Annotated in this window: 12 protein-coding genes and 1 pseudogene; 6 read left to right on the top strand and 7 right to left on the bottom strand. The window is 39.0% G+C overall.

All coding sequences use genetic code 11. From position 1 onward, the window contains the following. Positions 1-97: 97 nt before the first annotated feature. Both AC4NPH_RS09545 and AC4NPH_RS09550 read right to left on the bottom strand, forming a co-directional pair. On the bottom strand, positions 98-1,567 hold the full coding sequence (locus AC4NPH_RS09545; protein WP_097813317.1) for a zinc ribbon domain-containing protein: 1,470 nt from the start codon (positions 1,565-1,567) through the stop codon (positions 98-100). 64 nt (positions 1,568-1,631) lie between these two features. Beyond that, on the bottom strand, positions 1,632-2,543 hold the full coding sequence (locus tag AC4NPH_RS09550) for a zinc ribbon domain-containing protein (protein ID WP_055989198.1): 912 nt from the start codon (positions 2,541-2,543) through the stop codon (positions 1,632-1,634). 376 nt (positions 2,544-2,919) lie between these two features. Here AC4NPH_RS09550 and AC4NPH_RS09555 point away from each other — a divergent pair, with 376 nt between their 5' ends. From AC4NPH_RS09555 to AC4NPH_RS09575, 5 genes and pseudogenes are all read left to right on the top strand, one after another. Beyond that, positions 2,920-3,624, top strand: coding sequence for a DUF969 domain-containing protein (locus AC4NPH_RS09555; RefSeq protein WP_013055804.1), 705 nt, complete (start codon positions 2,920-2,922; stop codon positions 3,622-3,624). After that, complete coding sequence (locus tag AC4NPH_RS09560; RefSeq protein ID WP_055989202.1) at positions 3,625-4,590, top strand: DUF979 domain-containing protein; 966 nt, start codon at positions 3,625-3,627, stop codon at positions 4,588-4,590. It begins immediately after the preceding gene. Between the two features lie 14 nt (positions 4,591-4,604). Then, on the top strand, positions 4,605-5,246 hold the full coding sequence (gene pcp, locus AC4NPH_RS09565; RefSeq protein WP_013055802.1) for a pyroglutamyl-peptidase I: 642 nt from the start codon (positions 4,605-4,607) through the stop codon (positions 5,244-5,246). A gap of 229 nt (positions 5,247-5,475) precedes the next feature. Beyond that, on the top strand, positions 5,476-6,204 hold the full coding sequence (locus tag AC4NPH_RS09570; RefSeq protein WP_061859612.1) for a flagellin N-terminal helical domain-containing protein: 729 nt from the start codon (positions 5,476-5,478) through the stop codon (positions 6,202-6,204). A gap of 346 nt (positions 6,205-6,550) precedes the next feature. Further along, a pseudogene (locus AC4NPH_RS09575) lies at positions 6,551-6,664 on the top strand (flagellin); the annotation flags it as partial. Between the two features lie 106 nt (positions 6,665-6,770). Here the strand turns inward: AC4NPH_RS09575 and AC4NPH_RS09580 are convergent. The 4 genes from AC4NPH_RS09580 to AC4NPH_RS09595 all read right to left on the bottom strand — a co-directional run bounded on the left by AC4NPH_RS09580 (position 6,771) and on the right by AC4NPH_RS09595 (position 13,187). Further along, entirely contained in the window at positions 6,771-7,892 is a 1,122-nt protein-coding gene (locus AC4NPH_RS09580; RefSeq protein ID WP_098197039.1) for a class II histone deacetylase, read from the bottom strand. Positions 7,893-7,930: 38 nt separating this feature from the next. Then, a complete protein-coding gene (locus tag AC4NPH_RS09585; RefSeq protein WP_097813319.1) occupies positions 7,931-8,803 on the bottom strand; it encodes a carbon-nitrogen hydrolase in 873 nt (290 codons plus the stop codon). Between the two features lie 52 nt (positions 8,804-8,855). Beyond that, a complete protein-coding gene (locus AC4NPH_RS09590; protein WP_013055797.1) occupies positions 8,856-10,235 on the bottom strand; it encodes an APC family permease in 1,380 nt (459 codons plus the stop codon). Positions 10,236-10,742: 507 nt separating this feature from the next. Then, positions 10,743-13,187: a sensor domain-containing protein gene (locus AC4NPH_RS09595; protein WP_013055796.1), complete on the bottom strand. Its 2,445-nt coding sequence runs from the start codon at positions 13,185-13,187 to the stop codon at positions 10,743-10,745. A gap of 206 nt (positions 13,188-13,393) precedes the next feature. On the opposite strand from AC4NPH_RS09595, the gene AC4NPH_RS09600 reads away from it, so the two are divergent. Then, on the top strand, positions 13,394-13,672 hold the full coding sequence (locus AC4NPH_RS09600) for a hypothetical protein (RefSeq protein WP_013055795.1): 279 nt from the start codon (positions 13,394-13,396) through the stop codon (positions 13,670-13,672). A 36-nt stretch (positions 13,673-13,708) separates the two neighbouring features. Here AC4NPH_RS09600 and AC4NPH_RS09605 read toward each other — a convergent pair whose 3' ends face one another. Further along, entirely contained in the window at positions 13,709-14,638 is a 930-nt protein-coding gene (locus AC4NPH_RS09605) for an NAD(P)/FAD-dependent oxidoreductase (protein WP_097813321.1), read from the bottom strand. Position 14,639: the final 1 nt, after the last annotated feature.

Genomic DNA, 14,639 nt, shown 5'->3' on the forward strand with positions numbered 1-14,639 from the left:
CATTCATAAAAAAAGACGTCTTTTCATAGAAGACGTCTTTTTTTATTTGTTTTCACCTACCATGTTATTTGCTGTTTCAGGGGTGATTTATTAGCTATTACTTTACTTCAGTTGAACTAATAAGCTGATAAACACCTAAACTTCCATCAGATAACTCTTTTACTTTATGAATACTGTTGAATTTTTTATATTTCACAGATCCGTCTCCATACGAAATATCATACTCTTCTGTTGTATATACTTTATACATAGAGTCATCGAGTTTTGTTACTCTATTTACGTTAAAGCTTAATAAATCCTCTGTTATGCCTTTTTTGATTAGGTAAGCTGTATAATCTTTTTGTTCCTTGTATTTTGGTCCGTTAGTATCGATATAAGGCTCTGCAATAGAAAAGTCTCCACTGTTAATTGATGAAATTGTAGCGTACATATATTGTTCGATAAAACTAGAAACTTCACTAGTAGATACTCCAGAATTAACTTCTGAACCTTTGTCCGTCGTCTCTTGATTCTTAGAAGGAGCCGATGCTTTTGCCATAGCTTCTGTCGTATTTTCTTCATCAAAATTAAGCGCAACATCTTCCATGCCTTTTTTAATTGATACTTCTTCCGTTTTCTTTTCTCCAGAATCAAATTTACGTTTTGCATATATTTTTATAGAACCATCCATTGGCAGTGGGCCTAAATAATCAATATCGCCAATTTCTGTTTTTGTGTCTTTACCATTAACGAACAGCGTCGCATCATCATAATCTGAAGAAATGTACACCGCATGATCTGACCAATCAAACTCAACGTCCACATCTTCTCCGTTAGTAGCTTCAATCTCTTGTTCGTTTTCAACTTTTCCATAATCGTTTTGCACTTCACCTTTTACAATATGCGTACCAGGTAAAAATGGACCAACCTTTTTAGAAGAGTCACTGCTTACCGTTCCAGCTTTTTGACCGTCAATATATACTACTGTCGCATCTTCTGTAGACTGAGCTTTTGCATATACAGGGTTTATTTGTACCGTGTAATGATCAAAGATTCCCCACTTCTTTCCGTCTTGTTCTAGCTTAGCGTATGAAGAGTGATCTTCGCTTGGAACTCCTGCTTCAAGCGCTCTGCTATCTGCCGCTAGTCCTTCAGAGATTGATTTCATTACATCCGGATTTTCGTGCAAATATGTAATAAATGATTTTGTTTGTTCATCGTTGGCTTCTAGTTGAATTTGACCATCATTTACATATTTTTTTACTTTGTCAACATCATTGCCCTTTACTGAAGCAATAAATTTTTCTGACACGGCTTTAGGCGCCATCATTGTTTTATCTATTCCGTAATAAGCACCGCCAAGTATAGCAGCTGCTGCTATAACTGAAATGGTTATAACCTTTGTTTTTTTGTTTGAAGGCTTTACCGATTGTCTTCCTTCCTCTACTGAAGATGATGCAGGTTCTGCGTAACGCTGTGATGCTGCTCCTTCACTAGAAGCCGCTTTCCTTTCGACGGGATGTCCACACTCCGGGCAAAATTCATGCTCATTTGTTAACTGATGGCCACACTCTCTGCAATATCCCAATTTCTACACTCCTTTTTTATAATGGTATGAAAAAGCACCGCTGTATACGATGCTTTCTGTCGACTTAAAATAGATCATTCAATTCACTGCTGTTTCCCATTCTCGTAATAATGGTTTTGGCTTCTTCTCCTAAACCATTCGCAATAAACGTCAGCACAATCGTAATTACTACATACACAATAAGAGTGCTATAGATACGATCAAGCCCATTTGTTCCGTTTTGCTTAAAGCTAGCAATCGTAAATGGAACGACAAGGAAAATACTCAATAAACCAAAATTCATAAAATAAGAGAAGTATTCCACATGAAGAAATGCAAGTACAAGTCCAATTAGAAGAAGCGCTGTTGGAATAATCATAAACGTGCCAAAGCGTGAGAAAAATTCTTTAAAGGAAACGTCTACTTTTCCAAACTTTGCTGCAACATATGTTGCTCCAATAATAACCGCGAGTCCGATAAAAATGAAAATCCCTTGCTTAAAGACAAAATCGGTAAAATTAAAATGAATAATGCTATTGATATCTGTGGCTTTTATTAAATCAGTGCCCGTATTAAAATCCTCCATGTCGGATGGAGCCAGCTCTTCACTGATAATAGGAAGTTTGAACATGCTTCGAACAAATTGAATCAATAATAGCTTCCAGCCTACATACAGCATAATAGGTATACTAAGAGCATAAAGAATGACCGTGATAAGAGCATTAACGAATTGACTTTCACCTGCTGCGTGCGCTGTAGCTGTTGGATTTTTAATTCCTTCTGTAAAATAACTAAAAAATGATTTTGACACTTTTTTCGCCTGACGAACACGCTGATTAGGTTGTTGAGGCACATACGCTGTTTGCGGCTGAGATTGAGACTGATATTCGGATGCTGCTGCCGTCTGGCTTACAGCTGCCTCTTCTTGTAATTTATGACCGCATTTCACGCAAAACTTCCCTCCATCATTAAGATGGCCGCAATTTGAACAATTCAAATGCTCCTTCCCCCTTCAATAAATTGTTTAAAACATAGTCATATAGATTCACCTATATGTAATCTATATAATTCTATATTCTTACCTTTTAGCATTATACACCATTTTTGGTATTTCAGGAGAGGTGTTTTCAGCAGATCAGCTTAAAAAGTTTCTGCCCAAACTTCTTGGCAAAATTCTCTCTTTTATTTCTACATGCATGTTGTGTATAAACCTTCTTTTTATGCTTTTAGTTCACCAATATAACTATTTTATGTCTTAACTATCTTGTTTTAATTTTCAGAATTGTTTATACTCAAAACATCTTTGTTTTTTTAGAAAAGCAATGGAGGTGAATTTACAGCACGATTTATACATACTCAGGGGGGATTTTTTTATGTTGAAATTAATTGGGGTTTTGTTAGTGGCAGTGGGATTTTTATTTCGTTTAAACACGCTGCTTGTGGTAACTGTTGCAGGCATCGTGACGGGCCTTGTATCAGGCTTGTCGCTGCATGAAGTAATCACGATGTTTGGACAGTTCTTTGTAGATAACCGCTATATGTCTATGGCTATTTTACTTACTCTTCCTATCTTCGGCGTGTTAGAAAAATACGGGTTAAAAGAACAAGCAGAAGTGCTGATCAAAAAAGCCAAAAACGCTTCTTCTGGAAATGTTTTACTTATATACCTTTTCATCCGTGAAATCTCAGCCGCAGTCGGCTTAAATATCGGCGGACACGCTCAATCCGTGCGTCCGTTAGTTGCACCTATGTCTGAAGGGGCAGCTCGTGCAAAATACGGAGAGCTTCCTCCTAAAGTAAAAGAAGATATTCGCGCCCACGCAGCGGCAGCTGAAAATACAGGCTGGTTTTTCGGAGAAGATATCTTTATTGCAACGGGTGGAATTCTCTTAATGAAAGGTTTCTTTGACTCAGTAGGCATTCACGTAGACGTCTGGGATATGGCGCTTTGGGGTATTCCCACTGCAATATCAGCTCTAGTAATCAGCGCTATTCGTTTCCGTCAATTAGACCGACGTATTCACAAAAAAATGACGAAGCACAAACCAACATCATCTTCAAAGACGGAGGCGAGTTAAATGAAAAGCATCCTGACACTTGATACGATTTACTACTTACTCGGTATTATTGTCGCTTTTATCGCGATTCGAATTGCGCGTGACCCTAACCATCCTAACCGTTTAGGATCTTCCCTATTCTGGGCGCTGTTTTCCATTACGTTTTTATTTGGCAACGTGATTCCGCCTTTTTATGTAGGGTGCTTAGTTATTATCATGGTGCTGCTTGCTTCATTTAACCGCGTGACTAAATCCAATGAAGCGGAAACACCTGCTGAAGAACGAGTGGCTCACGCACAAAGATTAAAGAATAAAATCTTTTTACCAGCTTTATTTATTCCTATTTTTACGATTATCGGTACCCTTCTTTTTGGCAAAATTAAATTTGGAAACTGGGCGTTAATTGATCCAGAAAAGGTCACGTTAATTTCACTGGCAATCGCTGCTGTCATTGCTTTTATCGCTTCAATGGGCGTCACAAAAGCGAAAATGGACGTGCCTGTTAAAGAAGGAAGCCGCTTGCTTCAAGCAGTCGGCTGGGCAGTTATTTTACCGCAAATGCTGGCAGCACTTGGCGGTATCTTTTCAAAATCAGGCGTTGGAACAGTAGTCTCGGATATTGTAAGTGATGTACTGCCGACTAACTATGCATTTGTTGCTGTACTTGCATACTGCTTGGGGATGCTGTTATTTACGATTGTAATGGGAAATGCATTTGCAGCGTTTGCCGTTATTACTGGAGGCATTGGACTTCCGCTGATTGTACATATGCACGGAGGGAACCCTGCTATTATGGCCGCGTTAGGGATGTTTGCGGGTTACTGCGGAACGCTTTTAACACCGATGGCAGCGAACTTTAACGTCGTGCCTGCCATGCTGCTTGAATTGAAAGACAAAAACGCAGTCATTAAAGCACAAGTACCAATTGCTCTTTCAGTTTTTGTGATTAATACGTTGCTGATGTACTACCTTGTATATCACTTTTAAAGGAGATTAATAGAATGACAACTGTATTATTAACCGGGTTTGAACCATTTGAAGGCGAAAGCATTAATCCATCGTTAGAAGCTGTAAAAACTTTAGACGGTGTTGCTGTTGAAGACTACCGAATTATTGCTAAGCCTCTCCCTACTGTTTTTGGTGAATCACTCTCAAAGCTTCATACTTATATAGAAGAAATAAGCCCCTCCATCGTCATTTGCGTTGGACAAGCAGGCGGCAGAGAAGGAATTACGGTCGAACGCGTTGCTATTAACGTAGACGACGCTCGAATCCCTGACAATATTGGCCAGCAGCCCATTGATCGCCCTATTATTGAAAACGGCCCTGCCGCATACTTTTCGACACTGCCCATCAAAGCAGCTGTCGAAAACCTGCGCCAAGCAGGCATTCCAAGCAGCGTCTCTCAAACTGCTGGAACCTTTGTCTGTAACCACGTGTTTTACGGACTCATGAACATGATTCAAAACTGTTGTATTAAAGGTGGATTTGTTCATATCCCTTACCTTCCTGAACAAGCCGTGAATCATCCAGGGAAAGCGAGTATGTCGTTGGATTTGATTGTGCAAGGGTTGCTTTCCATCGCAAAAACCACAATTGTAACGGAAGATGATATTTTAGTTTCAGGCGGAGCTACTCATTAATGCTAAAGACCAGTTCATATAGAGAACTGGTTTTTCTTTTTAGATACGCACAAATTTTTTATTTAATAAATTAATGGAAAGTATAAACAACCTCACCTCTCAGTCGATATATAGTATGAACATATTTTCCAAAGATGTTCGATTGCTTTTATCCCGGCTCAAAGCGGGACACTTCTTGCATACAAGGATGTAAACCAAGAAGTAAAACCATTATACGGAGGTAAGGAAAATGAGAATTAATCACAACATTACAGCTTTAAACACGTACCGTCAGTACAACACAGCTAACAATGCACAAGCAAAATCCATGGAGAAATTATCTTCTGGCCAGCGTATTAACAATGCCGCTGATGATGCAGCAGGTCTTGCAATTTCTGAGAAGATGCGCGGGCAGATTCGCGGATTGGATCAAGCTTCTCGTAATGCTCAAGATGGAGTATCAATGATCCAAACTGGGGAAGGTGCATTAAACGAAACGCATTCTATTTTGCAACGTGTTCGTGAATTGGCTGTTCAATCAAGTAGTGATACAAATACTACAGATGATAGAGCTGAAATTCAAAAAGAAGTGACTGACCTAATAAGTGAAGTAGATAGAATTGCTACCGACACAGAATTTAACACTCAGAAGTTATTAGACGGTACAGGTGGAAATGCTGGGAAGTTCACTTTTCAGATTGGGGCGAATAAAGATCAAAAAATTGATGTAACGTTTGCTAAAATGGACTCAACTAGTTTAGGAGTTAAAGATATTGATTTAAGTGTAGATGCTGCTACATCTACTGCTGCAATCGATACAATCGATACAGCAATTAAAAATGTTTCAGATGAGCGTTCTCAACTTGGTGCTAAACAAAATCGTTTAGAACACACGATTAACAACCTAAGCACATCATCTGAAAACCTAACAGCTGCGGAATCACGTATCCGTGACGTAGATTATGCTTTAGCTGCCTAAGCAGCAACAAGCACAGTCGTCCTAGCTGGTAACGGCTAGTGATTATAATTGGGTGAATTGCTGGAAACCCCTAAGAGCTTTTCTTACCACAGCGTAGTTGGAAACAACAGGCGCAACGGTTTAAAAAAAGAAAAGATTGGGCAATCAGCAGCTAAGCTCCTGTGAGGAAACTCTGGAGAAAGTTCAACGACTAAGATAGACCGTCTAAGGCAGCCTGCTATGACGATGAAATCTGTAGGATAAAAATCTGCTGTTCCGCTTATTTATATCCGAAGTGCCCAACCCCTACTTTTTTTGAGAGGGTGAAGATATAGTCTAGTCATTTGTAAAAGCAAATGTTCGCGCGATGGCGAAAGAAATGATGGAACAAACAAAGAATTCAATTTTATCTCAGGCTTCTCAAGCTATGTTAAGTCAAGCTAACCAGCAGCCGCAAAACGTACTTCAATTGTTACGTTAATTGGTATTTTAAAAGAGTCTCCGTTACGGAGACTCTTTTTTGTCATGTGATTTCATTTATTTGTTTCTAACATATCGACGCTATTAATTGCTTTAATAACCTTACCTCAACAAAAGCTTTCCTTCTCAGCAAACTTCCAAAACCTTTTCTGATAGTTTACAACGTTATCTACTGCTTGGAATAGAGCAGTCGGTGTTGTTCTGTGCGGCAAAACGTGCGGATCTTTCCAGTTCACATCTACCCCGGTAAGTCCTTCAATAACCCCCATGGTGGCGATAGGAAGATATGCTAGGTTATACCCTCCTTCTTGTGCTACAATGAGCCTTCCTTCGCAATATGATTCTGCTAATTCTCTTATTTGGTTTGCCATATATTTAAACCCTTCTCTTGTCACCATTAAACGAGAAATAGGATCCAATGCATTTGCATCTTGTCCGGCTGATATTATGATAAGCTCAGGCTGAAATTGTTTAATGACTGGTGCAATGATAGATTCAAATACATATTGATAGCCTTCATCTCCAGTCAGGGGAGGTACTGGTATATTTATATTGTATCCTTCACCTTTTCCTTGTCCGGCTTCATGTACCTGACCGGATTCTAATGGAAAATAGTCTTCTTCATGAACCGAAATAACAAGTACATCGTCACGTTCATAAAAAATGTCTTGTGTTCCATTTCCATGATGAACATCCCAATCCAAGATGACGATTCTTTTTAACCCGTAATGTTCAATTGCATAGGCAGCGCCTACAGCTACATTGTTATAAAAACAAAAGCCCATTGCTTGGTCTGAAGACGCATGATGCCCTGGCGGACGTATTTGAGCATAGACTTTACTTATTGTTTCACTTTCCATCACCGTATCTACTGCTTTCATAACGGCACCTGCAGATAGCCTCGCGATCCCTTCCGTTTCAGCAGATGCATAGGCCTCAGGTCCAACCTCCCTTGTTCCCGCTTCACATGCTTTTTGAACATGCCGGATATGGTTTTTAGTATGAACCCGAAGTAAATCTTCATCCGATGCTTCATAAGGTGATTGTCTAACTAAGTAATGTACTAAGCCGCTTTTTTCAATCATTTCTTTGATCACATTCATTCGATGCTTGTTTTCAAACTCGTCACAAGGCTCTAATGTTCCTCCACCTTCAAATACATACTGAATCTTGCCCGTGTCATGGCGTAAAAATCGTTCATCCCAAATCCAGCTTGTTTTATGTACCATTCTGTTTGGCTCCTTTCTTTTTATACTAGAAATTAAGCTTATACATTTGAAGGCGTGCGGAACGCTTCTTTTTTTAATAATAATTCGTACGTATCTGGTCTTCTGTCACGCATAAACTGAAGCAAATTACGCGTCGAATCGATTTCTTTTAAATCAACTTCTTGAATCAAAATTCCTTCTTCATCCGTTAAAGATTGTAGAATTTCTCCCATTGGATTGCTTACAAAGCTTCCTCCGTAAAAGGTCATCTCTTTTTCAGTTCCTACCCGGTTCACCGCAGCCACAAAAACGCCGTTTGAAATCCCATGTGCTGAAATAGCTTTTTCCCATGCGGGACGAGTTGAAAGCTCAGGATGATCAGGCTCTGAACCAATCGCAGAAGGATAGAATAGAATATCCGCTCCTTGCAGTGATAATATTCGTGCTACTTCTGGGAACCATTCATCCCAGCAAATTCCTACTCCGATTGTTCCATATTGCGTTTCATATACAGGATATCCCGTATTTCCTGGAACAAAATAATATTTTTCATGATAGTTCGGACCATCAGGAATGTGGTTCTTTCTTGTAATTCCTAAGCAAGTTCCGTCTGCGTCGAATACGGCTGCACTATTAAAATAAACGCCTCTAGCTGCTTTTTCATAAAAAGGAACAATTAATACAACTTTCAGCTCTTCTGCGAGGTCTGCCATTTCTTTTAATACGGAGCTCTCTGCTGGTATAGCCAGCTCATATCCTGCCGGTGAAACACTTTGAGGGAAGTATTGAGCATTAAATAGTTCTTGTAGACAAATAATTTGAGCTCCATTCGCTGCGGCGTCTTTAATTTTTGTGAACGTATAGTTAATATTAGCTTCAACGCTTTCTTCACACTCAACTTGAATAAGACCAACTTTTACTGTTTCTTTCATTTTAACCTCTCCTTTTGTGTTAGAAATTTCAGATAATTAATAATGTACTTTATCAAGATATATGTTCGGTTTTGAGCTGGTTAGGCTCTGTTTTTTCATCAAAGGCAAATTGCGGCGGTGCTTTTGTAAAAAACGACGTCTTGTATACTAGATAAATAAAGCCTATAACAACCCAAATGCTCCCTAACGAAATAGATTTTATATCTAAGCTTGTCCATAGCCAAACTGTAAAGACCGCTCCAATAATGGGGCTGATTAAATAACGGCATGTGCCTTTAAAATCTCTTTGTTTTCCACGGATATAATAGTGAAAGATAACAGAGATATTTACAAATGTGAATGCAATCAACGCGCCAAAATTGATAAAGGAAGCGGCTGTAACTACGTCCATTGCAAGTGCACTTAATGAGAGTACCCCAATAAAAATAACGTTTCGTGATGGTGTTTTATATTTGGGATGTATATAGGCAAATAATCTTTTAGGCAGCATTGATTCTCTGCCCATTGCATAAAGCAGCCGTGAAGCACTGGCGTGTGAAGAAATTCCTGATGCAATCGTTGAAGTGATAATTCCGGCAAGAAAGACGGATGAAAAGAGCGTTCCTCCAATATAGGCTGCTATTTCAAACGAAGCTGAATCTACAACTTTAAATGAATGATAGTTTGGATAAACAAGCTGGGTAATGTACGAAACGAGTATAAAGAGTATTCCTCCTATAAATGCTACAAGAAAAATAGCCTTTGGTACATTTTTCTTTGGATCAACTGTTTCTTCAGAAAGCGTAGTCACAGCATCAAAACCAAGGAAAGATAAGCAAAGAATTGAAGCTCCTGAAAGAACAAAAGAAAAAGAATCCTTTGAGTCAAAGAGCTGTAAAGAAGAAAAGAACAAAAGATCACTTTCTCCTTCTATCATTTTCTTAATCGATAAGATAACAAATAGAGCTGTTACAAAAAATTGAAAAAGAACAAGTATTCCATTCACTTTTGCTGTCATTTGAATACCAAACACGTTTATACAAGTAATAATAACAATAAAAAGTAAAATCCAAAGAGACGATGGAATAGACGGAAACGCAGCTGATAAAAAAGTTCCCGCTAACAAAAAATTAATCATTGGTAAAAAAAGATAATCTAAAAGCACAGACCAGCCGACAAGAAATCCTATGTGAGGACTTATAGATTTTTGCGTATACGTATAGGCCGAGCCTGATAAAGGATATTCTTTAGCCATATGCCCGTAGCTGTATGCGGTAAATAGCATCGCTGCAAGGGCAAGGACATATGCCATAGAAACCATGCCATGCGTAGTTTGAGCTACAACTCCATATGTAGTAAAAACCGTCATTGGAGCCATATATGCAAGACCTAAAATGACGAGTGATCGAAGCGTTAGCGTACGAACAAATGTAGCACTTGGCTTACCTTCCATCTTGTTTCCTCCATTCAACTAATATAATTCTCATACACACCCCCTTCTATTTTGATGCGCATAAATGAATGACTATCATTCATTTATGATTAATGTGATGGAAATTTATAAACAGCAAGAAGAATAATGAATGACTATCATTCATTATTCTTCTATTATAATCGATAACGTTTTCTTTGTCTTTGGTTTTGTCAGAATTTTTAACATATTTAAAGCAATTTACCTATAGTACTTCCATAAGATTCTGCTATAACTTACTTCATTTTCTTCTTCAGCTAGCTTAACAATCATTTCTGAACCTCCCTCTCTTGACCCCTCCCAGTTTACATGCCTTATCAGTAATCTACTCCGTATAGCAAGCCATTTATCCGTACTTAATGAACGGCTGGATCTTGCTGACGTATTTGACCATCTATCAGTCTCTTTATATGTTTTACCAAATTTGGACGCTTCGAAAACCTATTCAAGCGTAAAAAAAGTGATGTCTCCGTCGAGACATCACTTTTTTTATAGAAATGGTTTCTTTAAATATTCGGCGATTTTTTGAGGAGCAGCTGGCTGACTAACAATGTAGCCTTGAATAAAGGAACATTCATGCTTTTGTAAAAAGGCGAGCTGCTCTTTTGTTTCAACGCCTTCTGCGATTACTTTCATGTTAAGAGCATGAGCTAAGTATAAAATGCTTTTTGTGATCGCCTGCTGCTTTCCTTTATCGGTCGCGTGTTGAATAAATGTTTTATCGATTTTGAGCGTGTTAAATTCGAAGTCTTTTAAATGTGATAACGAAGAAAAACCGGTGCCAAAATCATCTAATGCAAACGTTACGCCAATTTTCTTTAATTCATCCATGACTTTTTTTACGTGTTCTTCATACTGAATAATGGAGCTTTCCGTCACTTCAAATTCAATGAATGAAGGATCGATGTTGTAATGAGCTAACGTTTGTTGAACGTGCTCTACAAATCCGCTTTTCAGCAAATGTTTAGACGAGACATTAATCGAAACGGGCACGATTTGTAATCCTTGATTCTTCCACTGCTGCAGCTGCTTGCACACATGCTGGATTACCCAGTCGCCGAGTTCAATAATTAAATGAGTTTCTTCTGCTAATGGAATAAAGTCTTCCGGTGATACGCGTCCCCATTCCGGATGATTCCAGCGAATTAATGCTTCGATACTATCAATCTCTCTGCTGTTTGTATGAACCTTTGGCTGATATTCAATAAAAAACTCATCTTGAAGAAGTGCGTTGCGCAATCCTTTTTCCAGGTGATAGCTTTTATACGTCTCGCTGTCCATTAACGGAGAGTACAGCTGCCAGTCGCTTCGTCCGACTTCTTTTGCACGCCTCATAGCAAGGTTGGCATTCGTTAGTAGCATCTTCGCATCTTCACCGTCATGCGGGTAGATGCTGATTCCTATACTGGCTGTAACGCACAGAGAAAAGTCGTCAATGGTAATTTCTTTTTCGATTTCTTGTAAAAGAGCAGCAGCTAGCTTTTGACATTCATGGATATGTGCAAGAGATAAAAAACAAATCGCAAGCTCGTCTTCTCCTGCTCTAGCTAGCATCACATCTAGCGTAACGCACTTTTTTAACCGATTGGCGATACGCCGCAGCAGGCGATCGCCTACGTCATGGCCTAATGTGTCATTAATATGCTTGAAGCGATTCAGTCCTAGATAAAAAACCGCTAATAAATCTCTTTCTTTTTTCATTTGTCGAATGAAATTTTTTAATTCTCTTTCAAACTTTCTTCGATTCGGTAAGTTTGTCACATGATCATGAGTTGCAAGATATTCAACATGATCCATGTACTTTTTTTCTGCGGTAATATCTTCAACAATGCCGTCTATGCGCATCAGCTTGCCGTTTTCGTCAAGCGTGGGAATGCATCGATCTTTTACCCATTTCATCTCACCTGTTTTTGTGTAGATTCGATACTGCTGACGAATCATTTTTCCTTTTTGTAATTGATGCTGCCCTTTTGCCACAGCTGGTTTATCTTCTGGATGAATAAAGCTTTCCCACAGATCTCTATTTCCTAAAAATTTAGCCGCATCTTCTCCGTAAATGTTACTAACACCACTAGAGCAGACAATCATTTCATTGCTCTGCACATCAACGGACCATATTCCAGCATCCAAATTGTTGTAAATCGTTTGAAACTGCTGTTCTTTTTGCTTTAATTCATTCGTAATTACTTTTGATTCGGTAATATCGTGCACAACGCCAATCAGCTGTACGATGTTTCCTTGCTCATCTACTAGTGCATCCGCTTGCTCAAACACCGTACGTTCTTCACCGCTCGGCCGCAGCAGTGTATATTCAATCGTGTAGCTTCCTCCCGTCGAAAGTGCCTCCATAACGGCTTTTTCTAATCTTTTTTGGCCACAGCGATTGACGAATTGAAGAACGTTCTTTAAAGAAGGAGTAAAGTGCTGATTAGGATTTAATCCGTAAATATTATACAGCTGAGGCGACCAATAGCTTTTATCTTCCCGCACATCGTAATACCAGCTTCCTACATTCGCAAGCTTTTGCTCCATTTTTAAATGCGTTTCTAATTTAGAAATGTGATTAGAGCGCTCTTGTTCTTTTGAATCATCTCGGCACACGGCGTAGACTCCTGCTACTTGCTCACTTACGATAATAGGAATGAGAGTAATATCCAAATGAAGTTCTTTTTTTGTGTTGTGATTAATCGTCGTCGAAAACTGAACTTTTTCCCCTTGTAAAGCACGTTGAAAGAAATCTTGTGCCTGCTGTTGTTTCGACGTATGTATAAGAGCTGTCAGCTGCTGGCTTTTTTCTTTGTGTTCATTTCCCGTTAGCTTGAAGGCTGCTTCGTTGCTAAACATGATATCGCCTTCACAGTTGATAAAAAAAATACCTTCACTGTATTCTTTTAAAAGCTGCGTATTCAAACGATCAAGACGTTTCATGATCATGATCGACTGCTCCTTCTCCGTGTTTTTATCCGGCAAGATCTCATGGCGCCTCCTTTTATCTATTTCTTTTATATTATTATAAGCTATATTTGACATATACTTTACCTTACTTTTCCCAATTGAGGAACATCTCAGGTAAAGATAGCTGAAAACGTTTTTAAAGTCTTTTTAGTTTGGTAAAATAAAACATATAAAGGAGGGATAGCGTGACTCAAAGTCCTAAAAAATATGACTTATTTTCTAGAGGTTCCTTTCAAACCGCTGCTTTTCTACTTCTTTTCTCGCCTCTTTTTACTCGTTTGTTTCAGCAGAACGTCTGGGCGTATATAACGGTCGCTTCTATCATTATTCTTTTTAATTTCATTACCGAGTGTATTCTAGTAAAAAGAATCAGCGCTGTGCCTAAAAACTACATTGCTTTTTTCCAAACGATTTGTCTGCCTGTGAATATACTTCTGCTATGTTTTTTCTACTACGTTACGTAAAAAAAGCATCTATCGATTCGATAGATGCTTTTGATCTCATGACTTTTTCAAAAGGCTCGATACATACTTGGCTACAATCGCTCCTTGACCGGCTGAAGAGCTGATACTAGAAAACAAAGGAGTCGTGCACGCGTCTCCAATTGCATAAATAGCTGGGTCGCTGCTTTGATGCACTTCATTGATGACGATGAGCCCGCTTTGTGTAGTGGTGACTTTTTCTTTAATAAGTTCAACATTGGGTGCTATGCCTAGCCTAATCAGCACTGCGTCTACCGATAGGTTCTTACATTCACTGTTTTTACTTTTTAAATCGATCGATGTGACGTGATGCTTTCCGTGGATAGCCGTCACTTCGGTATCTGTCATTACCTTAACACCGGGGTCGGAAAGAACTTTTTCAACGTATTGCTCTCTTGCTTTGAAATGCGTAGAACGATGAATCAAATATACTTGTTTTGCTTGTGATGCTAAAAGATGTGCTCCTTCAAAAGCCCGGTCTCCTCCGCCAATGAGAGCAACCCTTTTGCCTTTTAACCGTTCTCCGTCTGCTGAAGCTGAATATACTTCTCCTCGGTCAATCATTTGCTGCTCACCAGGCACTCCGAGCTTTCGCTGACTAGAGCCCGTTGCTAAAATAAGATACGTATAGCTAATTTCCTTTTCTGTTTCTTGCTGCTTTACTTTTACTGTTTTAGAACGTTCATCAATGGAATTTACTTTTGTATTCACTTCATATAGGCAGTCCATATCCATAAAATGCTGAACCATTTTACGCTGCATTTCGATTCCATTTTCCGCTTGTATTCCGGGATAATCAATAATCTCATTATAAATAGTAAACAGCTGTCCGCCTAACTGTGCCTGCTCTTCAAGAAGCAAGCACTCAACGCCTAGCCTTTTACACCACACGGCAGCAGAGATACCAGCGGGTCCTCCGCCAATAATCAGTACGTCAACATGTTGCATA

The organism is Priestia sp. MDV22-iso46 (assembly GCF_058629175.1).